The organism is Haemophilus influenzae, from assembly GCF_003494325.1.
GTDB classification, from domain to species: Bacteria; Pseudomonadota; Gammaproteobacteria; order Enterobacterales; family Pasteurellaceae; genus Haemophilus; species Haemophilus influenzae_I.
This window is the reverse complement of sequence record NZ_QQIK01000003.1, coordinates 315,453-338,455: the sequence shown is the minus strand read 5'-3', so window position 1 is coordinate 338,455 and position 23,003 is coordinate 315,453. Positions and strand designations below refer to the sequence as shown.

Sequence of the window (23,003 nt, the reverse complement as noted above, 5' to 3'; positions counted from 1 at the left end):
TTTTTTATAATAAAGAAGTACGACAATGTTAAATCAACAAATTAGCCAAATTATTGCGGCAGAATTAACCGTTCAACCCCAACAAATTCTTGCTGCCATTCAATTATTAGATGATGGCAATACCATTCCATTTATCGCCCGTTATCGTAAAGAAGCTACAGGTGGCTTAGATGACACCCAACTTCGTCATTTTGAAACCCGTTTAATTTATTTGCGTGAATTAGAAGAACGTCGTCAAACCATCTTGAAATCTATTGAAGAGCAAGGAAAATTGACTGATGAATTGCGTGACAAAATTCATGCGACACAAAGCAAAACCGAATTAGAAGATTTATATTTGCCGTACAAACCAAAACGTCGCACCAAAGGGCAAATTGCCATTGAAGCCGGTCTTGAACCATTGGCTGATTTACTTTGGAGCGAGCCAAAAAATGATCTAGAATCAACCGCACTTTCCTTTGTGGATGCTGAAAAAGGCGTAGCTGATAGCAAAGCTGCGTTAGACGGTGCTCGCTATATTTTAATGGAGCGTTTTGCTGAAGATGCAGGTTTATTAGCGAAAGTCCGTGATTATTTAGCGAAAAATGCGGTTATCGTATCAAAAGTGATCGAAGGCAAAGAAACGGAAGGCGCAAAATTCCAAGATTATTTCGACCACCAAGAATTATTGAAAAATGTGCCTTCTCACCGTGCATTGGCCATGTTCCGTGGACGTAATGAGGGCATTTTACAATTAAGTTTAAATGCTGATCCTGATGCGGAAGAAGGAAGTCGCCAAAGCTATTGTGAAGAGATTATTCGTGATTATTTAGATGTACGTTTCACGGGACAGCCAGCAGATAAATGGCGTGAGCAAGTGATTGCGTGGACGTGGAAAATCAAAGTTTCGTTGCATTTAGAAACGGAATTAATGGCAAGTTTACGTGAAAAAGCGGAAGAAGAAGCCATAGATGTTTTCGCCCGAAATCTGACCGCACTTTTAATGGCTGCACCGGCAGGGGCGAAAAGTACTATGGGCTTGGACCCAGGCTTACGTACAGGTATTAAAGTCGCGGTGGTTGATAACACAGGTAAATTATTAGATACCACCACCATTTATCCACACACGGGGCGTGAAGCTGAAGCACAAGTGGCGATTTTCAGCTTAATCCGCAAACATAACGTGGAATTAATTGCCATTGGTAATGGTACAGCTTCTCGTGAAACTGAACGTTTTGCGAAAGACGTGATTAAAGAAATTAAAGAAAATAAACCACAAACCGTTGTGGTCAGTGAAGCTGGTGCGTCCGTTTATTCAGCTTCTGAATTTGCCGCAAATGAATTCCCGAATTTAGATGTATCTTTACGTGGTGCGGTATCAATTGCGCGTCGTTTACAAGATCCATTGGCAGAATTAGTGAAAATCGAACCGAAAGCCATTGGTGTTGGGCAATATCAACACGATGTAAACCAAACCCAACTTGCGCGTAAACTTGATGCAGTAGTGGAAGACTGCGTAAACGCGGTAGGCGTAGATTTAAATACCGCATCGGCACCATTACTTGCTCGTGTAGCTGGTATGACAAAAACCTTAGCACAAAACATTGTGGAATATCGTGATGAAAATGGGCGTTTTGAAAGCCGTGCAGAATTGAAAAAAGTGCCACGTTTAGGGCCAAAAGCCTTTGAGCAATGTGCAGGCTTTATGCGTATTGCAAACGGGAAAAATCCACTTGATGCTTCAGGTGTTCACCCAGAAGCTTACCCTGTTGTCGAAAAAATTTTGCAAGCTACCGCACAATCTATTCAAGATTTAATGGGTAATGCCGGTGTGGTACGTCAGCTTGATGCAAAACAATTCATTGATGAACAATTTGGTTTACCGACCGTCCAAGATATTTTCAAAGAGTTGGAAAAACCAGGGCGCGATCCACGCGGCGAGTTCAAAACCGCTGTATTTGCTGAGGGCGTGGAAGAAATAACGGATTTAAAATCTGGAATGATTTTAGAAGGAACTGTTACTAATGTAACCAATTTTGGCGCATTTGTGGATATTGGTGTTCATCAAGATGGTTTAGTACATATTTCATCATTAAGCGATAAATTCGTGGAAGATCCCCATCAAGTGGTAAAAACAGGCAACATTGTAAAAGTCAAAGTGTTAGAAGTGGATGTGCCACGTAAACGCATTGCATTGACGATGCGATTAGATGAAAGTGCGGTCAAAAATGACAGTAAATCTGACCGCACTTTATCCGCAAGACCTCGTGGAAATATGCAACGAGAGGAGCGTAATTCAAGAGGTAATAATGTGATGGGCAATGCCTTTGCTGATGCGCTAAAAAATTGGAAAAAATAACAAGTTATGGGGCGAAATTATTCGCCCTTTTTTTATCGTTTTCCTTTCCCGAAAAGCATCGCCAAAACGGCGATTTTTTGCTATAATCTCGCCCAATTTTTATTTACAAAAGAATGAGATAAATTATGTCAGAAACGACCAATGATAACTATGGTGCATCGAGCATTAAAGTATTAAAAGGCCTTGATGCGGTGCGTAAGCGTCCTGGTATGTATATCGGCGATACCGATGACGGTACTGGTTTGCACCATATGGTATTTGAAGTGGTGGATAATGCCATTGATGAAGCCCTCGCTGGCCATTGTTCCGATATTATCGTGACAATTCACGATGATAATTCTGTATCGGTGCAAGATGATGGGCGCGGGATTCCTGTGGATATTCATCCTGAAGAAGGCGTTTCTGCAGCAGAAGTGATTATGACTGTGCTTCACGCAGGCGGTAAATTTGACGATAACTCTTATAAAGTATCGGGCGGTTTACACGGCGTGGGCGTATCTGTAGTGAATGCTCTTTCTGATAAGTTACAATTAACCATTCGTCGTCAAGGTCACGTTCACGAGCAGTTTTATCATTTAGGGGAGCCTCAATCGCCATTAACAGTAATTGGCGAAACAGAGGCAACGGGGACAACGGTTCGTTTCTGGCCAAGCTCAGATATTTTTGCTATCACAACCTTTGATTACAAAATCTTAGCAAAACGCTTACGTGAGCTTTCTTTCTTGAATTCTGGCGTATCTATTCGTTTAATCGATAAACGTGATGGATCTGAAGATCATTTCCATTACGAAGGCGGTATTCAAGCATTCGTAGAATATTTGAACAAAAATAAAAACCCAATTCATCCAAAGCCATTTTATTTTACCGCTGAGAAAGATGGCATCGGCGTAGAAGTCGCCTTGCAGTGGAATGATGGTGTAAATGAAAACGTGTACTGCTTTACCAATAACATTCCTCAACGTGATGGCGGTACTCACTTAGCTGGTTTTCGTGGAGCTTTAACCCGTAGCTTAAATAGCTATATGGAAAACGAGGGTATGCTGAAAAAAGAAAAAGTGGCGACTTCAGGCGATGATGCACGTGAAGGTTTAGTGGCGATTATTTCAGTTAAAGTGCCAGATCCAAAATTCTCATCGCAAACTAAAGACAAACTCGTATCTTCAGAAGTTAAAAGTGCGGTGGAATCAGCGATGAATGAAAAAATGCAGGAATATTTATTGGAAAATCCTGCAGATGCAAAAATCATTGTAAATCAAATTATTATGGCAGCTCGTGCGCGTGAAGCAGCACGCAAAGCGCGTGAAATGACGCGTCGTAAAGGGGCATTAGATATTGCAGGTTTACCAGGTAAACTAGCAGACTGCCAAGAAAAAGATCCTGCTCTTTCTGAACTTTACTTGGTGGAGGGGGACTCCGCGGGTGGTTCTGCAAAAGTTGGTCGTGATCGTAAAACTCAAGCAATTTTGCCATTGAAAGGTAAAATCTTAAACGTAGAAAAAGCACGTTTCGACAAAATGTTGTCTTCCCAAGAAGTGGGCACATTAATTACTGCTTTAGGCTGCGGTATTGGTCGTGATGAATATAATCCAGATAAATTACGTTATCATCATATCATTATTATGACCGATGCTGATGTGGATGGTTCTCACATCCGTACGTTGCTTTTAACGTTTTTCTATCGTCAAATGCCTGAGCTGATTGAGCGTGGTTATGTTTACATTGCTCAGCCGCCACTTTACAAAGTGAAAAAAGGAAAACAAGAACGCTACATTAAAGATGCGGATGAAATGGAGCAATATGAATTAACCCTTGCGTTAGATGGCACAGAATTACATATTAGCGCAAATGCACCAGCAATGAATGCTCTTGTATTTGAAAAATTGGTGGCAGAATATAACAGCGTACAAAAACTTATCGGTCGTTTAAATCGTCATTACCCAGTGCCTGTATTGCAAGGATTAATTTATCAGTCGCCAATTTCTGTTGAAATGATGAAAGACGAAAGTGCGGTTGAAAATTGGGGTAAATCTTTTGTTGAACAACTGACTGCAAAAGAAACAGAAGCGCATCAATATTCAGTGCGTACACAATTTAATGCGGAACGCCAAGTGTATGAAGCGGTGATTACTGTTCGCAAACACGGTATTGATACCGATTATTTCTTGAATTTTGATTTTGTTCACGGCAATGAATACGCGAAAATTGTTTCTCTTAATAAACAACTCAATGGTTTATTAGAAGAGGGGGCTTATGTTATTCGTGGCGAAAAAGTACAACCAGTACGTAGTTTTGAACAAGTCGTTGAATGGCTAGTGAAAGAATCTCGTAAAGGTCTTGAAGTACAACGTTATAAAGGACTTGGGGAAATGAACGCAGATCAACTTTGGGAAACCACAATGGATCCAAATTCACGTCGTATGTTGAAGGTTTCTATTAAGGACGCCGTTGCAGCAGATCAACTCTTCACGACCTTAATGGGAGATGAAGTTGAGCCACGTCGTGAGTTCATTGAGCTGAATGCGTTAAGAGCAAATTTGGACGTGTAAATTTTCGTCTATTTATATTCATGACTGAAAGGGCATTTAGATGCCCTTTCTTTGTTTATCTTGTTATTTCATATAAGGATTACTATTGGTTTTTTGAACTTAAGTGAGTAAACTAAATGCACTCATTTTCTCAACGGAGAACCTTTATGAAACCTTATCTTATCGCCCCATCAATTCTTTCTGCCGATCTCGCTCGTCTTGGTGATGATGTACAAAACGTACTTAATGCAGGCGCGGATGTTATTCATTTTGATGTTATGGATAATCATTATGTACCTAATCTCACTTTTGGGCCTGCGGTATGTCAAGCTTTACGTGATTATGGCATTACCGCACCGATAGATGTGCATTTAATGGTAAAACCCGTCGATCGCATTATTCCCGATTTTGCTAAAGCGGGTGCGAACTACATCACTTTTCACCCAGAATCTAGCGAACATATTGACCGCTCTTTGCAGCTTATTCGCGATTGTGGTTGTAAATCTGGATTAGTTTTTAATCCTGCGACGCCGTTGAGCTATTTAGATTACGTTTTGGATAAAGTGGATGTGGTTTTATTAATGTCAGTTAATCCCGGATTTGGCGGACAATCTTTTATTCCAGCAACATTGAAGAAATTACAACAGGCTCGTAAGATCATTGATGAAAGTGGTTATGACATTCGTCTTGAAGTAGATGGTGGCGTGAAGGTTGATAATATTGCAGAAATTGCAGCGGCAGGTGCTGATATGTTTGTGGCAGGTTCCGCAATTTTTGGTAAGCCAGATTATAAACAAGTTATTGACCAAATACGTACACAGTTAGCAAGTGTTAGCGCATAACCGTTATTTTAATAAAATACGATCGTAATAGAACAGAGAAAAACAATGAATACACAATTTAAACTTATTGGCTTTGATTTAGACGGCACCTTGGTAAATAGCTTGCCTGATTTAGCGTTATCCGTAAATTCTGCCTTGGCTGAATTTGATTTACCGAAAGCGCCAGAAGAATTAGTTTTAACTTGGATCGGCAATGGCGCGCCTGTATTAATTGCCCGTGCGTTAGATTGGGCGAAAAAACAAACAGGAAAAGTGCTAACTGAAACAGAGGTTAAGCAAGTAACAGAACGTTTTAATTTTTATTATGGCGAGAATTTATGTAATGTCAGCCGCTTGTATCCAAATGTAAAAGAAACTTTAGAAATCCTGAAAGAAAAAGGCTATGTCCTAGCAGTTGTTACCAATAAACCCACAAGACATGTTCAGCCAGTATTGGCCGCATTTGGCATTGATCATTTATTTAGTGAAATGTTGGGCGGTCAATCCTTACCTGCCATTAAGCCACATCCAGCTCCACTTTATTATTTATGCGGAAAATTTGGTTTTGAACCACGCCAAGTGCTTTTCGTGGGCGATTCTAAAAATGATATTATCGCAGGTCACGCTGCGGGCTGTGCAGTTGTTGGTTTAACTTACGGCTACAATTACAATATCCCTATCCGTGAATCCAATCCAGATTGGGTGTTTGATGATTTTGCCCAGCTATTAAGTATTCTTTAAGTTTTCCATCTAATAAAAAGTGCGGTTAATTTTTACCGCACTTTTGTTATCTACTTAATTGATTTTAAAGAATGTTTGAAAATTCTTCTAACATTTCTTTTGGCCATACGCTTGATTGCACTTCACCGATATGTTTTTTACGAAGTAAAAGCATCGCTAAGCGAGATTGACCGATACCACCGCCGATAGTTAATGGCAATTTCCCGTTTAATAAATCTTGGTGCCAATCCATTTTTAAACGGTCTTCATCGCCTGTTAAGCCAACTTGTAAGCGTAATGCACTTTCATCTACGCGGATACCCATTGAGGATAGTTCAAAGGCTTTGCCTAATTGGTCGTTCCATACCAAAATGTCGCCATTTAAGCCTTTGTAGCCATTTTCAGATTCTGTTGTCCAGTCATCATAGTCAGGTGCACGACCATCATGAGGTTTGCCATCTGAAAGTTTGCCGCCAATCCCGATTAAGAATACTGCGCCGTATTCTTTACAAATTGCGTTTTCACGTTCTTTACTGCTTAAATCTGGATAGCGTTTGACTAAATCTTCGCTATGCACAAAGGTAATCTGTTTTGGAAGAATGGAAGGAATACCAAAACGTGCTTCTACGGCTAATTCCGTTAAACGAATAGCACGATAAATTGAATTTACCGTTTCTTTTAAGTATGTGAAATTACGATGACCTTCAGGAATCACTTTTTCCCAGTCCCATTGATCCACATAAACAGAATGAGTTGGATCAAGAGAATCTTCATCTGGACGCAATGCTTTCATATGAACAAACAAGCCTTCTCCTTCTTTAAATTTGAAGCGAGCCAATGTATGGCGTTTCCATTTCGCAAGAGAATGTACAACTTCAAATACCGCATTTGGAATACATTTCACATTAACCTGTACGGCTTTTTCAATGCCTGATAAGTTATCTTGCATTCCGTTACCCACTTGGCTCAAAATTGGGCCTTGCACTTCAATAATGCCAAGTTGCTCAATAAGATTTTGGGTAAAAGTGTTCTTTACAAAGCTAATTTCTTGTTGTTGTAAAATAAATGTCTTTTTCATTTTGATAACCTTTTTTAACGAGGAGTAATATTTTTGAGTATTATTCAGTAAATGATGATTTTATTTCAAGTATTTTGTTTACTTTCTTTTTCTGGTTGAATATTATCCAATTCATTGGGAAAAAATTAAATAAAATCTAAAGGAGAAGGTTTTATGCACAACATCGATAGTTTAGATCAAAAAATATTACGTGTACTCACTAAAGATGCGAGAACACCATACGCAGAAATGGCTAAAAATTTTGGAGTTAGTCCAGGAACGATTCATGTGCGAGTAGAAAAAATGCGTCAATCGGGCATTATTAAAGGCACAAAAGTGATTATTGATGAACGTAAATTAGGCTATGATGTATGTTGTTTTATCGGCATTATTCTAAAAAGCGCAAAAGATTATGAAAAGGTAATCAAAAAGCTAGAAAGTTTTGATGAAGTAGTGGAAGCCTATTATACAACAGGCAATTACTCGATTTTCTTAAAAGTGATGACGCACACAATCGCAGAACTACATTCTGTTTTGGCGACCAAGATTCAGTTAATAGATGAAATTCAATCCACTGAAACCTTGATTTCAATGCAAAATCCAATTTTGCGAGATATTAAACCTTAAAAACACAGAAAGTGCGGTGAAATTTTTATTCAAATTTATCTTGGTGTTTAAATTTCAATAAATCTCTCCGCTCTTTTTTATTTGGGCGACGATCAGGATGGGGCATTGAAAGGGAATTATTTTTTCTTGCCCACGCGATTTCTTCTCTTTTTTTCACGCTACTTTCGGTTTCTTGATAGAGTAATTGTGCTTCTGGCGCACCTCGGCGTTGATCGCTTAAGGCGATAATTTTTATTTCTTTTTCTTCGTTTCCCTGGCGAAGTTTTAACATTGCGCCCACTTCCACAATTTTACTTACTTTCGCACGTTGATTGTTGTAATGCACTTTACCACTTTCAATCATCGCTTTAGCAATGCTCCGTGTTTTGTAAAATCGGGCAGCCCACAACCATTTATCTAATCTGACTTCTTTTTCTGCCATTATTTTCTCCTTATTTTGATTCGACAAAATAGTACCACAAAGTATGCTAATGAACTGTTATTAAAAATTTTATTCTTTAATAGGATTTTTATTAAATGAAAAAAAATAAAAACAGGTTAATTTAAACATTTTTCAATAAAACAAATTTTATGTTAAAAAAACTTGAAAAATAGTCAAATTTTTGACAAGGTTGAGTGGTTTTCTTTTTTTAAGCTCAAGTAACAATTTATGCATAACGAAAACTTAAAAGAATTGACCGTTCGAGGAATTATTCTCGGTGCATTGATTACGGTAATTTTCACTGCATCCAATGTGTATCTCGGTCTAAAAGTGGGGGTGACATTTGCGTCATCTATTCCAGCGGCCGTCATTTCTATGGCAGTACTCAAATTTTTCAAAGATTCTAGCATTCTTGAAAATAATATGGTGCAAACTCAAGCATCTTCAGCAGGTACGCTTTCTTCTGTGATCTTCGTCTTGCCTGGTTTATTAATGATGGGCTACTGGCAAGATTTTCCATTCTGGCAAACGATGTTGATTTGTGCAGCTGGTGGTACATTGGGCGTGTTATTCACTATTCCATTACGCCGTGCAATGGTGGTAAATAGTAATTTACCTTATCCTGAAGGGGTAGCTGCTGCAGAAATTTTGAAAGCAGGTAATCATGCAGATGGCGACAGCGGTGTGAAAGATATTGCTTACGGTGGTGTTTTAGCGGGATTAGTGGCATTTTTAACTAACGGTTTACGCGTTATGGCTGATGGTGCAAGTGCTTGGATTCAAACAGGAAAAGCGGCGTTCCAATTACCAATGGGCTTTTCACTTGCCTTACTCGGTGCTGGTTATTTAATTGGTATTGTCGGCGGTATTGCGATGTTAATCGGTGTTATTTTGACTTGGGGTGTGGCAGTGCCATATTTCACAATGTCAGAAGATATTGCCGCGGATGCAAGTTTAATTGATTCTGCGATGACTGTTTGGAAAACCAAAGTGCGTTATATTGGTGTGGGTACAATTGGTATTGCTGCGATTTGGACATTGCTGATTTTAATGAAACCAATGATTGAAGGGATGGTTCATTCTTTCCGTATGCTGAAAGGTGGGCAAGAGGCATCAGAACATCGTATTGATATTGACCTTTCTCCAAAAACAATGATTTATATCTTAATTGCGACGGTTGCGTTAATTGTTATTTCATTACATCACTTTATTGCGGCGGCACCAATTTCGCCTGAGCTTTCCATTTTATTAGTGGTAGTTTGTACTTTCTTAGCGGTATTTATCGGCTTCTTTGTGGCAGCTGCTTCTGGTTATATGGCAGGTTTAGTGGATTCATCTTCAAGCCCAATTTCTGGTATCGGAATTATTTCTGTTATCGTGATTTCATTAGTATTGGTGTCAATCGGTAACGCCTCGGGCTTATTTGAAACTGTAGATGGTCAGAAATTTTTAACCGCACTTACATTGTTTACGGCATCTATCGTAATCACTACAGCTTGTATTTCTAATGATAATCTACAAGATTTAAAAACGGGTTTATTAGTTGAAGCAACACCTTGGCGACAACAAGTTGCATTAATTATCGGCTGCTTTGTCGGTGCACTTGTTATCGCGCCAGTATTAGAAATCTTATATCACGCGTATGGTTTCAGCGGTGCGTTGCCACGTCCAGATATGGATCCTTCACAAGCCTTATCTGCACCACAAGCAACGTTAATGACCGCCATTTCTCAAGGTATTTTCACAAATAAATTGGAATGGACTTACATCTTAACTGGTGTGGGTTTAGGTGCTGTGTTAATTACGATTGATGCATTTTTGAAAAAAGTCAGCAACAAAGTCTTTAGCTTGCCAGTTATTGCTGTGGGGATTGGTATTTACTTACCACCATCAATTAATACGCCTGTGATTGTTGGTGCATTCCTAGCGTGGATTATGGCTCGCCATATTGCAAAACTTGGTAACAAAGAAGTGTCAGCTAAAGCAGAACGTTTCGGTACGCTTTTCTCTGCAGGTTTAATTGTAGGCGAAAGTTTAATGGGTGTCATTTTAGCATTCATTATTGCGGCTTCTGTTACCACTGGTGGTTCTGAAGCACCATTATCCTTAAATCTTGAAAATTGGGATACAATTGGCGAGTGGTTAGGTTTAATCGTATTTATCGTGGGCATTGTGATTTTTGCATCTCGCGTATTACGTGCGAAAAAATCTGATTAATCCTTAAATTTATTTTAGAATAGGTTATCTTCTGGATAACCTATTTTTCACTATGAAATCTTACTTAAAAATACTTATTTTTTTCCCTCTGATTTTACAGATAGTCGTCACCGCACTTTTGATTTGGTTCGATGATGACTCAAGTGGCGTTATCGTTCCTTTTTCTAGTTATGCTCTCACAGCATTTCTTCTTGCCACCATTCCCGCATTTTTAACCGCACTTTTAGCCGCAAAATTCCGTTACACACGTTATAACATTGCTTCGATTGTATTAGTTTCATCGATCATTTCATTTGTTTACTGCAATATGGCATCTTATTTTTATTTGTTATTACTTGGCGAACAAGAATCATCCTTTTGGGAATGGGTAACGAATGGAGGATTATCGCTCGGGTTAATAAGCACATGCGGAATGGTTTTTTATGCTCTATTTGTAATGCCTTGGCTGCTGCCAAAAACAAGAGAATAATTTTATGCTGACGTTAAACGAACATTTACTTAACCAAGTATTGCTGATTGCTTACCAATCAGGTAAGCATTTGCAACAGTTTTATCAAAAACAGGTTCATGTTGAATTGAAAGAAGACAACACGCCTGTGACGGAAGCGGATCTTTTTGTGAGCCAATTTTTAACCGAAAAATTGACCGCACTTTTCCCTAATGTCCCCGTTCTTTCGGAAGAAAATTGCCATATTTCCTTTGAAGAACGTAAAAATTGGAAAGAATATTGGTTGGTTGATCCTCTTGATGGCACACAGCAATTTATTAATCGTACCGATCAATTTTCTGTGTTGATAACCTTAGTTCGTAAAAATAAACCCGTGTTAAGCGTTATTCATGCGCCAATTTTATCGACAACTTATTATGCAATGTGTGATTTCGGCACGTTTAAAAAACAACTGGATCAGGTAAAAAAACTCACTAAAAACACGACAAATTTTGACCGCCCTTTACGAATTGCGGTAGGTGCAACCACTTCACAAGAAAAAGTGCGGTCGATTTTGCCGAAGGATTTTCCTTGTGAATTTGTTGTGGTTGGTTCAAGTAGCTTAAAAAGCGGTTTGGTGGCTGAAGGTGCAGTAGATTGTTATGTTCGTTTAGGACAAACAGGCGAATGGGATACTGCTGGCGCAGAAGTGTTGCTGAGTGAAACTCACGGTGCCATTTTTGACTCTCATTTTGAGCCTTTAACCTATAACCAACGCGAAACCTTGATTAATCCGCATTTTGTTATGGTGGGCGATCAATCGTTCGATTGGCGTTCTGTCTTTCAATTTAATTGATTGTTGTTTTTAGTTAGAATTTAATAAAATTTGTGTAAATTTTTTATTGCTTTATATAGGGGGGGTTAATGACGATAGAGATTCACTCACATAATCAACAACATCATTTAGTAGATATTAAACTTTTTGAGGAAGAACTAAAAGATGAAATAAAATATGATAGATTCAAACAAAATGTCAAAGTATTTTTTATCAATACCCCTAGGATTAAAGGGATGATTGAAACTAATGTTGATTTACTTTTAATTATTGCGATAGAGAATAAAGATAAATGTTTTTATTCTGTGCAAAACTATTCAACCAACGAACCAACCAACCAAAGAATAACCCCAAAAAAAGTTTATTTTAATAACCTTATTATTCCAATTAAATTCATTGATTATCTTGAAAATATTCAACAACCTGAATATGAAGGTAGAATAAATTATCTATACACTGATAAATATGAGGAAGATATTGGCATATATAGAAGTGAACTATTTAAACAAACAAAAAATTATTTAGAATACATTTGGAAAGATCACCAACTTGAACTCTCTTATCAGGGAGAACCTATCAAGTTTCGGATTACACCCCACCCTATAATTTGGGTTATAAGCCCTAGTGAACAATATCGTGATTTCTCCCGATCTAACTTTATTTATGCACCTAGATTTGGTTTCAAAGAGTTAACATACTATCTAAAAAGTATTCCTTATAAGCATAATAGTTTCACATCAAATGCACACTGGTCAATAGAGAAAGATAATCATGAGGCATATGAAATCATTGATAAACATATAGAATTATTAAAAGAACAACTTGAAAGAGATAATAAAATAGGTTCGTTAACTAAGAAAAAAATAGATCGTCTTAATAAACTGTATGCGGAAGATCTAAAAATCTATGAGAAATATCTTTCAGAACAAAATAAAAATAATCAAGAAGATGATGAAGAAAATATCTTTGACCTTGTTTTTGGTGCGGAAAGTAAAAAACAAAAAAGAATCAACTTGCCTGAAAGGATAAAAGCAGAAAAAGAACTTAATAAAAACCTTGTCATCATTAGCGGAAAAGCAGGTTCAGGAAAAACATTTGAGATGCTATCTCTTATTAAAAAATCTTATGAGAATGCAAGAAATAAAACAGCTTATGGTGCAAAAAGTGGTTATTACCTAACCTATAACAAATTGTTAGCTAATGATGTTAGGATTATCACGGATCATTACCAACAAGGAACAAAGATAGCTGTTAGAACTATCCATAAGTTTTTTTATGAAAGAACACGTAGCCTGCAAATATTACGAGCGATGACAGCAGGGAGAATTGCAGAACTTTCAGCGATTCAAGATCAACGAAAAGCAAGAGTAGAAGAGTATTTACTAAAAAAAGCTAATACTAATTACCCAGATAGTTCTTGGGATAGCGGTATGAGAGAATTCTTCTTAAGATGGAAAAATCATAATGGTAGTCCTGACTTGAAGACTTATGTTGAAAGTAATAAGAGAAAAATTTCTAATACACTACATAATCAAGTGTTTTTACAAGATTATTATCAAGTTTTACGTTATTTTATTCAGGCTATAAAAGATCCCCTAAAATTATTTTATCAATTAGGAATAGACAAAATTGAGGATGAGCAATGGAATGATTGGATGCGAGAAAAGGGCAAAGTATATCCAAGAACCCCAGAAGCCTTTGCTGAACTTGTAAACAGATCTCTCGGCGGTATTCGTGCACAACAAACCTTATTTATTGATGAAGGGCAAGATTGCCACCCCCTTGAGCGAGATATCTTTCTTTTACTTTGGGAGAAAAAGAATATAGTCGTTTGTACAGGTGGTAGAGAACAACTAATTCGCCATAATGAAGAGTGTAATTGGAAATATTCAGATACAGATAATCAGGTTATCCATAATGTGATCGAAATTCAAAAACGTAATCGCACGTTTAGAATGAAGCAGAATATTGTTGAACTGTGTAACTTTGTTGCTAATGAATTTCAGATTAATCTTGATTTGAGCGCAATTCGTTCTAATGAAGATAAAGGTTCAGTCATTATTGAAATTAATGATCTTCGGAATTCTAAACTGAAAAATACCGTAGATAAGTTAAGAAAAATAGGTGAAGATAACGGGCTTTCTAATTATGAAAGTATCTTATTTTTAACGGAATCAGAATCAGGAACTTTATTTAGCGGGGGAGAGATTCATACAGATCTCCTGATTGATAGTAATAATAATGTGCTGCTTTCAGAATCAATAAAGAGTAAATTATCAAATTTATCTGAATTAACAAATATTCCTGAAGAGCAACTATTTTTACACAATCAGAAAAAGACAGGTGTGCGACAAAATGATGAAGATAATGATCGTGAAGAAGATGATTTTCCGTCCGCAGATACATATCGAAGTCTATTTTACGAATCTTGTCGTGGATTAGAAGCTTGGTCTGTTGTGTGTTTTGATCTTGATTTATTCTATGAACGTAAGAAACAAGAAGAGCTAGCAGCGAGTTATTTAAGTGATGATTTATATCTTTCGGAAGAAGAGCGCAGAAAGAAATATGCTGCGACTTGGGTGTTAATGGCATTAACTCGACCAATAGATACTTTGTACGTTCATATTAATGATTCTGATTCAGAGCTAGGACAGATTGTGAAGAAATATATTGAACAGAAGTAATCAACAGATTGGCGTTCTATCTTTCAATTTAATTGATTGGTTCGATTGGTTTTTTTCTCTAGAATACGGCATTATTTTCGACATTACTCGGAAGCCGAATAAGGAATAATTATGCAAACTGATAATAATTGTATCGTCATTTTTGGCGCGTCTGGTGACTTAACTCATCGTAAACTCATTCCAGCCCTTTATAATCTCTACAAAATCGGGCGTTTGAGTGAAAACTTTTCCGTTCTTGGTGTTGCACGTTCTGACTTGAACGATGAAACTTTCCGTAAAAAAATGCGTGAAGCTTTAATTCATAATGAAGAAACAACACCAGAAACCTTAGATGCTTTCTGCTCTCATCTTTATTACCAAGCAGTGAATACATCTGATGCTCAAGATTATGGCAAACTTGTTCCACGCTTAGACGATCTTCACGATAAATATCAAACCTGTGGTAACACCCTTTACTATATGTCCACTCCACCAAGTCTTTATGGCGTGATTCCTGAGTGTTTGGCTGCACATGGTTTAAATACGGAAGAATATGGCTGGAAACGTATTATCGTTGAAAAACCTTTTGGTTACGATGAAAAAACAGCGCAAGCATTAGACGTACAAATCCACCGTTTCTTTGAAGAACACCAAATTTATCGTATCGACCATTATTTAGGTAAAGAAACCGTTCAAAACTTGCTCGTATTACGTTTTTCAAATGGTTGGTTTGAACCGCTTTGGAACCGTAATTTCATTGATTATGTAGAAATTACTGGTGCAGAATCTATTGGCGTGGAAGAGCGCGGTGGCTATTATGATGGTTCTGGCGCAATGCGAGATATGTTCCAAAACCATTTATTACAAGTCCTTGCTATGGTGGCAATGGAGCCACCAGCGATTATTAACGCGAATTCAATGCGTGATGAAGTGGCAAAAGTGATGCATAGTTTGCGTCCATTAACTTCGGAGGATATGGAGAATAACCTTGTTTTGGGTCAATACACTGCGGCTGAAATTAACGGCAAAATGGAAAAAGGCTATCTAGAAGAAAAAGGTGTGCCTGCAGATTCTCGTACTGAAACCTACATCTCATTGCGTTGTGAAATTGAAAACTGGCGTTGGGCTGGCGTGCCGTTCTATGTTCGTACGGGTAAACGCTTACCAGCTCGTGTGACTGAAATTGTGATCCATTTTAAAACTACGCCACATCCTGTATTCAGCCAAAATGCACCAGAGAATAAATTGATTATTCGTATTCAACCTGATGAAGCGATTTCAATGCGTTTTGGTTTGAAGAAACCAGGTGCAGGTTTTGAGGCGAAAGAAGTATCAATGGATTTCCGTTATGCAGATTTAGCAGGCACGCAAGTATTAACCGCTTATGAACGTTTATTGTTGGATGCGATGAAAGGCGATGCAACCTTGTTTGCTCGTACTGATGCTGTGCATGCTGCATGGAAATTTGTGCAACCGATTTTAGATTACAAAGCCAATGGCGGTCGTATTCACGAATATGAAGCTGGCTCTTGGGGGCCTGTTGCAGCTGATAAATTAATCGCAAAACAAGGCAAAGTGTGGCGTAAACCAAGTGGATTGATGAAGAAAAAAGTTTAACTAATCTAATGTAGGGTGGGCTTTAGCCCACCGCTCTTACTAACATAATAAATTGTGGGCTAAAGCCCAACGGAAAATCAATGAACTATATCAGCTTCCCAACTGCTCAACATGCAGTCGATAAAATTGCACAAGAATTTTTGATTTATGGCCAATTAAATCACCCTGTGCATATTTCCCTTTCTGGTGGTTCAACACCTAAGTTGCTATTTAAAACCTTAGCCAAATCACCTTATGCGGAACAAATTAACTGGAAAAATCTGCATTTTTGGTGGGGAGATGATCGTATGGTTCCGCCATCTGATCCTGAAAGTAACTATGGCGAAGTGCAAAAACTTTTATTCGATCATATTCAAATTCCAACGGAAAACATCCATCGAATTCGTGGCGAAAATGAACCGCACTTTGAACTAAAACGCTTCGAAGAAGAATTAAGTGCGGTCATTCCAAACGGTGTTTTTGATTGGATTATTTTAGGCATGGGGACAGACGGTCATACTGCTTCTCTCTTCCCACATCAAACTAATTTTGATGATGAAAACCTAGCTGTCATTGCTAAGCATCCTGAAAGTGGTCAAATTCGCATTTCTAAAACAGCCAAACTCATTGAACAAGCTAAACGCATTACCTATTTGGTCACTGGTGAAAGCAAAGCGGATATTTTAAAAGAAATTCAAACTACCCCAGCAGAAAACTTGCCTTATCCCGCTGCTAAAATTAAAGCAAAAAATGGAGTGACGGAGTGGTACTTAGACAAAGCAGCGGCAAGGCTTCTCTAATGGAAATTTTAGCTCATATTTTAACTTGCACTTGTCACCCTTGAACATTGGTTGCCTGCAGTGTTGGCAATAGTTTTGCAAATGGTTGCATAAAATTGATCGCTTGTAGGGGCAAATTACATTTGCCCTATAAAAACAATTACAGCGGAATGTATGACTACGAAATATAATGCAGGTATTCATCATCGAAGATCGATTCGTTTAAAACATTATAATTATCGTTCTGAAGGATTTTATTTCATCACCATTTGTTGTAAAAATAAAGAATGTCTATTTGGGCATATCATTAATCAACAAATGCAATTAAATGATTTAGGGAATTACGTAAAACAGTGTTGGGAAAATATTCCAATGTTCTTTCCACAAGTACGAATTGATGAATTTGTTATTATGCCAAATCATTTACACGGTATTATTGAAATTATTGAACAGGTAAAGGGCAAATGTAATTTGCCCCTACAATCGAGAGTAACGCAGTTGCCACAAAAGGGAACATCTCAAACAATTGGCTCAATAGTTCGTGGATTTAAATCAGGTGTAACATCTTGGGCAAGAAAAAATAGTGAAATTTTTGATGTTTGGCAGCGAAATTATTATGAACATATTATTCGTGATGAAAAATCCTATTTGCAGATTTATGAACATATTATTCGTGATGAAAAATCCTATTTGCAGATTTATGAATATATTCAAAATAATCCTATTTTATGGGAACAAGATTAATTATATGTAGATTAAAAGGGCGAATGTAATTCCCTCCTACAATTTATCTACATCATAGACAAAACATGTAGGGGCTAATTATATTAGCCCTCATCATAAACAAAGATTTAGTAATCCAACAGGAGAAAACAATGTCAGTAAAAGGCGACATCGGTGTTATCGGCTTAGCCGTAATGGGGCAAAACCTCATTTTAAATATGAATGATCATGGCTTTAAAGTTGTGGCGTATAATCGTACCACCTCAAAAGTGGATGAATTTTTACAAGGTGCAGCAAAAGGCACGAATATTATCGGTGCATACTCTTTAGAAGATTTAACCGCTAAATTAGAAAAACCACGTAAAGTGATGTTAATGGTGCGCGCAGGCGATGTGGTGGATCAATTTATTGACGCATTACTACCGCACCTGGAAGAAGGCGACATTATTATTGATGGCGGTAACTCAAACTATCCAGATACGAACCGTCGAGTGAAAGCCTTGGCGGAGAAAGGTATTCGCTTTATCGGTTCGGGTGTGTCTGGTGGCGAAGAAGGGGCGCGTCACGGGCCTTCAATTATGCCAGGCGGTAATCAAGAAGCGTGGCAGTATGTGAAACCTATTTTCCAAGCAATCTCAGCTAAAACAGAACAAGGCGAACCTTGTTGTGACTGGGTCGGCGGCGAAGGTGCTGGTCACTTTGTGAAAATGGTTCACAATGGTATTGAATATGGCGATATGCAGTTAATTTGCGAAGCATACCAATTCTTAAAAGAAGGTTTAGGTTTGAGTTATGACGAAATGCAATCCATCTTCGCTGAATGGAAAAAAACGGAACTTGATAGTTATTTGATTGATATTACTACCGACATTCTTGGCTATAAAGATGCAAGTGGAGAACCTTTAGTCGAAAAAATCTTGGATACTGCGGGTCAAAAAGGGACAGGTAAATGGACGGGTATCAATGCGTTAGATTTTGGTATTCCATTAACTTTAATCACTGAATCAGTCTTTGCACGCTGCGTATCTTCATTTAAAGATCAACGTGTTGCGGCTAATCAATTATTCGGCAAAACCATTGCCCCAGTTGAAGGCGACAAAAAAGTATGGATTGAAGCAGTGCGTAAAGCATTATTGGCGTCAAAAATTATTTCTTACGCACAAGGCTTTATGCTGATTCGTGAAGCCTCTGAACAATTTGGTTGGGATATTAACTATGGTGCAACGGCGTTGTTATGGCGTGAGGGTTGTATTATCCGCAGCCGTTTCTTAGGTAATATTCGCGATGCTTATGAAGCCAATCCAAATCTTGTTTTCTTAGGTTCAGATAGCTACTTCAAAGGCATTTTAGAAAACGCATTAAGTGACTGGCGTAAAGTGGTGGCAAAATCTATCGAAGTGGGTATCCCAATGCCTTGTATGGCATCGGCTATTACATTCTTAGATGGCTATACTTCAGCACGTTTACCTGCAAACTTATTGCAAGCTCAACGCGACTATTTCGGTGCGCACACTTACGAGCGCACAGATAAACCACGTGGCGAGTTTTTCCACACCAACTGGACTGGTCGTGGCGGTAATACAGCATCAACTACTTATGATGTGTAGTTAAAAACATCAATAAGAATTACCGCACTTTAAACTGTTGCCATAAATTTGGATAGTTTATTAATTTGCTGAAATATTGGGCTCTGCATAATGTAGAGCTCAATTATTTATACTAAGGGTATACTTTATTGATGGCAGCGATCGTAAAGCGGTTGTAATTGTTGAATGGTGTGTGTAATAAATAAAGCGGGATCTATTTGATTTAATTCGGCTTTTTCAATGCTTTTTCCAATGCACCAAAAATCTTCATCTGAACGTAAGAGAAGATCTTTTTCAGAAATGTTCTTTACTTGGCGAAAATCATCATATTCACTTTCATCTTCTTGCCAAATATCAAAATCAGCAAATTGTTTGAAATCAAATTGATCAAGCCACTGATTATATTGTTGCACATTAATTTGTGAGCGATCTGCACGATAGCAATGCCAATCTAAACACACTCTTAGTCGGCGACGATTTAATAGCACAGAAAAGATTGCGGCAGAATTTTGGTTAAACTCGTATTTAAAATAAGCGAAGAAATGAGCCCGCACTTGCCAACCATTGGTCCAGCTTTCAATATGCGGTTTCGCAAAAGGCGTACCGAGTTGTGCTGAAACAGATTGAATTATCGCTTTCCAATTATCCCAATGTAATTTGTAATCCGCTTTAATTGCTGGAATATCTTCTGGGCAGAATTTTTTCATTTGGGCGAATTGGTAGAAAGGAATGTTGAACAGTTCGCAAGATTCAGCCGTAAGCGAGAGCATAGTGTTTCCTTAAAAATCACTGTAATTTTTGACCGCACTTTGAGTGAAGAACTGCTTGTCTTCCCAACGCAACATAGTCATTCGATTATTCCACACACAACCAGTATCTAAGGCATAAATACCTTTTGGAGTAGGCTCATCGACTAAACTTGCCCAATGCCCAAAGACAATGGGAATTTGTTTATAAAGTGGATTATCTAAATTAAACCAAGGCGTGAGCTCCGCTGGCGCATCTTTTAAAGGGGATTTACAGGCAAAATCAAAGCGATGATCCAAATAGCAAAAACGCATTCGAGTGAAAGCATTAATAATGTAGCGATGACGTGGTAAGCCCTGTAAATCTGGCGACCAGCGATCAGGCTGTTCAGAATACATATTTTCAATAAGATAATGAAAATCGCCGTGCTGTAAAATTTGTTCAACTTCAGCCGCACAAGATTTCGCAGTTTTCAAATCCCAATCTGGGGAAATGCCTGCGTGTGACATCAGGAAGTTTAACTTTTCATTATGCACAAGTAATGGCTGATGACGTAACCAATGAATCAGCTCATCAAAATCGGGCGCATTAAAAATGGCATCAACACGATCACGCGGTTTCACTTTTTTAATGTCCAGTGCGGTCGCAATTAAATGTAAATCGTGATTGCCTAGTACGGTTTGCGCTGCATTACCAAGTGATTTTACAAAACGAAGACATTCAAGTGATTTATCCCCACGCGCCACAAGATCCCCCACAAGATAAAGTTTATCTTGCGTAGGATTGAAATCTACACGTTCTAATAAAAGCTGTAATTCATCATAACAGCCTTGCAAATCACCGACGAAATAGGTTGCCATTTTTGACCGCTCTTTTATAAATAAATTTTGAAAATTTTAACACAGACTTTTATTGTTGATTTATTCTTTTTGTATAGTAGAATGCGAAAAATTTAGTTATTTCCATTTTTATTTAAATATGAGTGCTATTGAAAATATTGTCATTAGTATGGAAAATGCAACTGAACGTCGCAAACATATTACTAAGCAATTTGAATCAAAAAAACTTTCATTTAGTTTCTTTAATGCGTACACTTATCAATCAATCAATCAATCAATCAATCAATCAATCAATCAATCAATCAATCAATCAATCAATCAATCAATCAATCAATCAATCAATCAATCAATCAATCAATCAATCAATCAATCAATCAATCAATCAAACTCCATATTACATAATATAGAGAAATCTAGAATACTTACTAAAGGAGAAAAAGGCTGTTTAATTAGCCATTTCTTATTATGGAATAAGTGTGTGAATGAAAATTTGGAATATCTCACAATTTTTGAAGATGATGTAATTCTTGGCGAGAATGCGGAAGTGTTTTTGGCACAAGATGAATGGTTAAAAACACGTTTTGATTTTAATGATATTTTTATTATTCGTTTAGAAACTTTTTTACAGCCAGTTAAACTTGAGAAACAAACTAAAATTCCACCTTTTTATTCTAGGAACTTTGATATTTTAAAATCGACTCACTGGGGGACGGCTGGTTATATTATTTCTCAAGGTGCGGCTAAATATGTAATTGAATATTTAAAGAATATTCCTTCTGATGAAATTGTTGCAGTTGATGAACTTATTTTTAATAAATTAGTTGATGTTGATAATTATATTGTCTATCAACTTAATCCAGCAATTTGTATTCAAGAACTCCAAGCGAATCAAAGTAAAAGTGTATTAACAAGTGGATTGGAAAAAGAACGAGAAAAACGTCCAAAAATCCGTAAGAAAAAGACATTGAAACAGCGTTTAACTCGGATAAAAGAAAATATTATACGAGCTTTAAATAGAAAAAAATGGAAAGAACAACAACGTATTAAAGAAATGCAAGGTAAAGAAATTGTCCGTTTTATGTAGAAAGCCAAGGTGTAACAAGGATTACACCTTTATTATTTTTACTCTTCTGAATCTAATATTTCATCGTTATTAACATCTGCTGGTGGATTATCTGCCAGCCAGTTCGCTAAGTGCGCATAATCTGCGATAGCCAAATTTTCTGCGCGTGCATTTAAATCAATACCAAGTGCGGTCAGATTTTCAGGTGAAAATAATGTTGAGAGTGCATTACGCAGCGTTTTGCGGCGTTGATTGAACGCTTGGGAGCAAACACGATTCAACCAATATAAATCTTTTACAGGGTGCGGCAATTCTTTATGCGGAATTAAACGCACAACGGCTGAATCCACTTTCGGTGCTGGTTTGAATGCAGAAGGAGGTACTTCAAGTACAGGCATCACTTGGCAGAAGTATTGAGCCATAATAGTTAAGCGGCCGTAAGCTTTGCTATTTGGTGCGGCACACAGGCGTTTTACCACTTCTTTTTGCAACATAAAGTGCATATCTTGAATCACATCATGATACTTAAACAAGTGGAACATTAATGGGGTAGAAATGTTGTAAGGCAAGTTACCAAATACACGTAATTTTTGCCCTTTTTCTGCTAAATTTTCTTTTGTGTAAAGCTCACGAAAATCAAATTGCATCGCATCTGTTTCAATAACAGTGAGCTTTTGATGTAAAAATGGATGATGACGTAAACGTTCTGCAAGATCTCGGTCAAGCTCTACCACAGTCAGATGATCGACAAGCTCACAAACAGGCTCTGTTAATGCGCCAAGTCCCGGACCAATTTCCACTAAGAATTGATTGGATTGTGGGTAAATCGCCGCCACGATACCTTGAATTACAGAGGTATCATGTAAAAAGTTTTGACCAAAGCGTTTACGTGCCGTATGGCCTAAGTGTTTTTTTGAATTCATATACTATTTTCTTTTATAAAAGTGCGGTTATTATAGGGGTTGTTTTAGCTTTGTAAATCATTGTTAGATTATGCCAAATTGAGTTTTTTATGAACA

19 protein-coding genes are annotated in these 23,003 nt (G+C 37.6%); 14 read left to right on the top strand and 5 right to left on the bottom strand.

Annotated elements, in window-relative coordinates; all coding sequences use genetic code 11:
• The first annotated feature begins 25 nt into the window (after positions 1-25).
• From DV356_RS07315 to DV356_RS07300, 4 genes are all read left to right on the top strand, one after another.
• On the top strand, positions 26-2,338 hold the full coding sequence (locus DV356_RS07315) for a Tex family protein (protein WP_118806750.1): 2,313 nt from the start codon (positions 26-28) through the stop codon (positions 2,336-2,338).
• Between the two features lie 125 nt (positions 2,339-2,463).
• The gene (gene gyrB / locus DV356_RS07310) at positions 2,464-4,884 is read left to right on the top strand and encodes a DNA topoisomerase (ATP-hydrolyzing) subunit B (RefSeq protein ID WP_112119292.1); all 2,421 of its coding nucleotides are present in this window, start codon (positions 2,464-2,466) and stop codon (positions 4,882-4,884) included.
• Positions 4,885-5,030: 146 nt separating this feature from the next.
• Positions 5,031-5,705, top strand: a complete 675-nt coding sequence (rpe, locus tag DV356_RS07305; protein ID WP_112081355.1) for a ribulose-phosphate 3-epimerase — start codon at positions 5,031-5,033, stop codon at positions 5,703-5,705.
• Positions 5,706-5,750: 45 nt separating this feature from the next.
• On the top strand, positions 5,751-6,425 hold the full coding sequence (locus DV356_RS07300) for a phosphoglycolate phosphatase (RefSeq protein WP_065245061.1): 675 nt from the start codon (positions 5,751-5,753) through the stop codon (positions 6,423-6,425).
• Positions 6,426-6,489: 64 nt separating this feature from the next.
• Here DV356_RS07300 and asnA read toward each other — a convergent pair whose 3' ends face one another.
• Positions 6,490-7,482, bottom strand: a complete 993-nt coding sequence (gene asnA, locus DV356_RS07295) for an aspartate--ammonia ligase (RefSeq protein ID WP_118806749.1) — start codon at positions 7,480-7,482, stop codon at positions 6,490-6,492.
• Positions 7,483-7,635: 153 nt separating this feature from the next.
• Between asnA and asnC the strand changes: the two genes are divergently transcribed.
• Positions 7,636-8,088: a transcriptional regulator AsnC gene (gene asnC, locus DV356_RS07290; protein ID WP_005649540.1), complete on the top strand. Its 453-nt coding sequence runs from the start codon at positions 7,636-7,638 to the stop codon at positions 8,086-8,088.
• Positions 8,089-8,113: 25 nt separating this feature from the next.
• Here the strand turns inward: asnC and hslR are convergent, their stop codons facing one another.
• Positions 8,114-8,509: a ribosome-associated heat shock protein Hsp15 gene (gene hslR / locus DV356_RS07285; RefSeq protein WP_005654696.1), complete on the bottom strand. Its 396-nt coding sequence runs from the start codon at positions 8,507-8,509 to the stop codon at positions 8,114-8,116.
• A gap of 228 nt (positions 8,510-8,737) precedes the next feature.
• Here hslR and DV356_RS07280 point away from each other — a divergent pair, with 228 nt between their 5' ends.
• From DV356_RS07280 to gnd, 8 genes are all read left to right on the top strand, one after another.
• Entirely contained in the window at positions 8,738-10,726 is a 1,989-nt protein-coding gene (locus DV356_RS07280; protein WP_118806748.1) for an OPT family oligopeptide transporter, read from the top strand.
• 52 nt (positions 10,727-10,778) lie between these two features.
• Complete coding sequence (locus DV356_RS07275) at positions 10,779-11,195, top strand: hypothetical protein (RefSeq protein WP_105894534.1); 417 nt, start codon at positions 10,779-10,781, stop codon at positions 11,193-11,195.
• A 4-nt stretch (positions 11,196-11,199) separates the two neighbouring features.
• The gene (gene cysQ / locus DV356_RS07270; RefSeq protein WP_105894535.1) at positions 11,200-12,009 is read left to right on the top strand and encodes a 3'(2'),5'-bisphosphate nucleotidase CysQ; all 810 of its coding nucleotides are present in this window, start codon (positions 11,200-11,202) and stop codon (positions 12,007-12,009) included.
• Between the two features lie 68 nt (positions 12,010-12,077).
• Positions 12,078-14,672, top strand: coding sequence for a UvrD-helicase domain-containing protein (locus tag DV356_RS07265; protein WP_118806747.1), 2,595 nt, complete (start codon positions 12,078-12,080; stop codon positions 14,670-14,672).
• Positions 14,673-14,783: 111 nt separating this feature from the next.
• Complete coding sequence (gene zwf / locus DV356_RS07260) at positions 14,784-16,268, top strand: glucose-6-phosphate dehydrogenase (RefSeq protein ID WP_118795107.1); 1,485 nt, start codon at positions 14,784-14,786, stop codon at positions 16,266-16,268.
• An 80-nt stretch (positions 16,269-16,348) separates the two neighbouring features.
• Positions 16,349-17,047: a 6-phosphogluconolactonase gene (gene pgl, locus DV356_RS07255; protein WP_005664427.1), complete on the top strand. Its 699-nt coding sequence runs from the start codon at positions 16,349-16,351 to the stop codon at positions 17,045-17,047.
• 153 nt (positions 17,048-17,200) lie between these two features.
• Positions 17,201-17,770: a transposase gene (locus tag DV356_RS07250; RefSeq protein ID WP_118806746.1), complete on the top strand. Its 570-nt coding sequence runs from the start codon at positions 17,201-17,203 to the stop codon at positions 17,768-17,770.
• Positions 17,771-17,901: 131 nt separating this feature from the next.
• Positions 17,902-19,356 (top strand): decarboxylating NADP(+)-dependent phosphogluconate dehydrogenase, encoded by a 1,455-nt coding sequence (gnd, locus tag DV356_RS07245; RefSeq protein ID WP_118806745.1) that lies wholly within the window; start codon positions 17,902-17,904, stop codon positions 19,354-19,356.
• 125 nt (positions 19,357-19,481) lie between these two features.
• Here the strand turns inward: gnd and DV356_RS07240 are convergent, their stop codons facing one another.
• On the bottom strand, positions 19,482-20,105 hold the full coding sequence (locus DV356_RS07240; RefSeq protein WP_050949406.1) for a glucose-6-phosphate 1-dehydrogenase family protein: 624 nt from the start codon (positions 20,103-20,105) through the stop codon (positions 19,482-19,484).
• A 9-nt stretch (positions 20,106-20,114) separates the two neighbouring features.
• Entirely contained in the window at positions 20,115-20,942 is an 828-nt protein-coding gene (gene apaH / locus DV356_RS07235; RefSeq protein ID WP_118806744.1) for a bis(5'-nucleosyl)-tetraphosphatase (symmetrical) ApaH, read from the bottom strand.
• A gap of 118 nt (positions 20,943-21,060) precedes the next feature.
• Between apaH and DV356_RS07230 the strand changes: the two genes are divergently transcribed.
• Complete coding sequence (locus DV356_RS07230; protein ID WP_118806743.1) at positions 21,061-22,005, top strand: glycosyltransferase family 25 protein; 945 nt, start codon at positions 21,061-21,063, stop codon at positions 22,003-22,005.
• 38 nt (positions 22,006-22,043) lie between these two features.
• Here the strand turns inward: DV356_RS07230 and rsmA are convergent, their stop codons facing one another.
• Positions 22,044-22,907 (bottom strand): 16S rRNA (adenine(1518)-N(6)/adenine(1519)-N(6))-dimethyltransferase RsmA, encoded by an 864-nt coding sequence (gene rsmA, locus DV356_RS07225; protein ID WP_118806742.1) that lies wholly within the window; start codon positions 22,905-22,907, stop codon positions 22,044-22,046.
• Positions 22,908-23,003 lie beyond the last annotated feature (96 nt).

Bases quoted from the DNA above. Each gene is read 5' to 3' on its own strand.
- DV356_RS07230 (WP_118806743.1), top strand. From the start codon at position 21,061: ATGAGTGCTATTGAAAATATTGTCATTAGTATGGAAAATGCAACTGAA.
- zwf (WP_118795107.1), top strand. From the start codon at position 14,784: ATGCAAACTGATAATAATTGTATCGTCATTTTTGGCGCGTCTGGTGAC.
- DV356_RS07250 (WP_118806746.1), top strand. From the start codon at position 17,201: ATGACTACGAAATATAATGCAGGTATTCATCATCGAAGATCGATTCGT.
- DV356_RS07265 (WP_118806747.1), top strand. From the start codon at position 12,078: ATGACGATAGAGATTCACTCACATAATCAACAACATCATTTAGTAGAT.
- DV356_RS07280 (WP_118806748.1), top strand. From the start codon at position 8,738: ATGCATAACGAAAACTTAAAAGAATTGACCGTTCGAGGAATTATTCTC.
- apaH (WP_118806744.1), bottom strand. From the start codon at position 20,942: ATGGCAACCTATTTCGTCGGTGATTTGCAAGGCTGTTATGATGAATTA.
- asnA (WP_118806749.1), bottom strand. From the start codon at position 7,482: ATGAAAAAGACATTTATTTTACAACAACAAGAAATTAGCTTTGTAAAG.
- rpe (WP_112081355.1), top strand. From the start codon at position 5,031: ATGAAACCTTATCTTATCGCCCCATCAATTCTTTCTGCCGATCTCGCT.
- cysQ (WP_105894535.1), top strand. From the start codon at position 11,200: ATGCTGACGTTAAACGAACATTTACTTAACCAAGTATTGCTGATTGCT.
- gyrB (WP_112119292.1), top strand. From the start codon at position 2,464: ATGTCAGAAACGACCAATGATAACTATGGTGCATCGAGCATTAAAGTA.
- rsmA (WP_118806742.1), bottom strand. From the start codon at position 22,907: ATGAATTCAAAAAAACACTTAGGCCATACGGCACGTAAACGCTTTGGT.
- DV356_RS07240 (WP_050949406.1), bottom strand. From the start codon at position 20,105: ATGCTCTCGCTTACGGCTGAATCTTGCGAACTGTTCAACATTCCTTTC.
- asnC (WP_005649540.1), top strand. From the start codon at position 7,636: ATGCACAACATCGATAGTTTAGATCAAAAAATATTACGTGTACTCACT.
- pgl (WP_005664427.1), top strand. From the start codon at position 16,349: ATGAACTATATCAGCTTCCCAACTGCTCAACATGCAGTCGATAAAATT.
- hslR (WP_005654696.1), bottom strand. From the start codon at position 8,509: ATGGCAGAAAAAGAAGTCAGATTAGATAAATGGTTGTGGGCTGCCCGA.
- DV356_RS07275 (WP_105894534.1), top strand. From the start codon at position 10,779: ATGAAATCTTACTTAAAAATACTTATTTTTTTCCCTCTGATTTTACAG.
- gnd (WP_118806745.1), top strand. From the start codon at position 17,902: ATGTCAGTAAAAGGCGACATCGGTGTTATCGGCTTAGCCGTAATGGGG.
- DV356_RS07300 (WP_065245061.1), top strand. From the start codon at position 5,751: ATGAATACACAATTTAAACTTATTGGCTTTGATTTAGACGGCACCTTG.
- DV356_RS07315 (WP_118806750.1), top strand. From the start codon at position 26: ATGTTAAATCAACAAATTAGCCAAATTATTGCGGCAGAATTAACCGTT.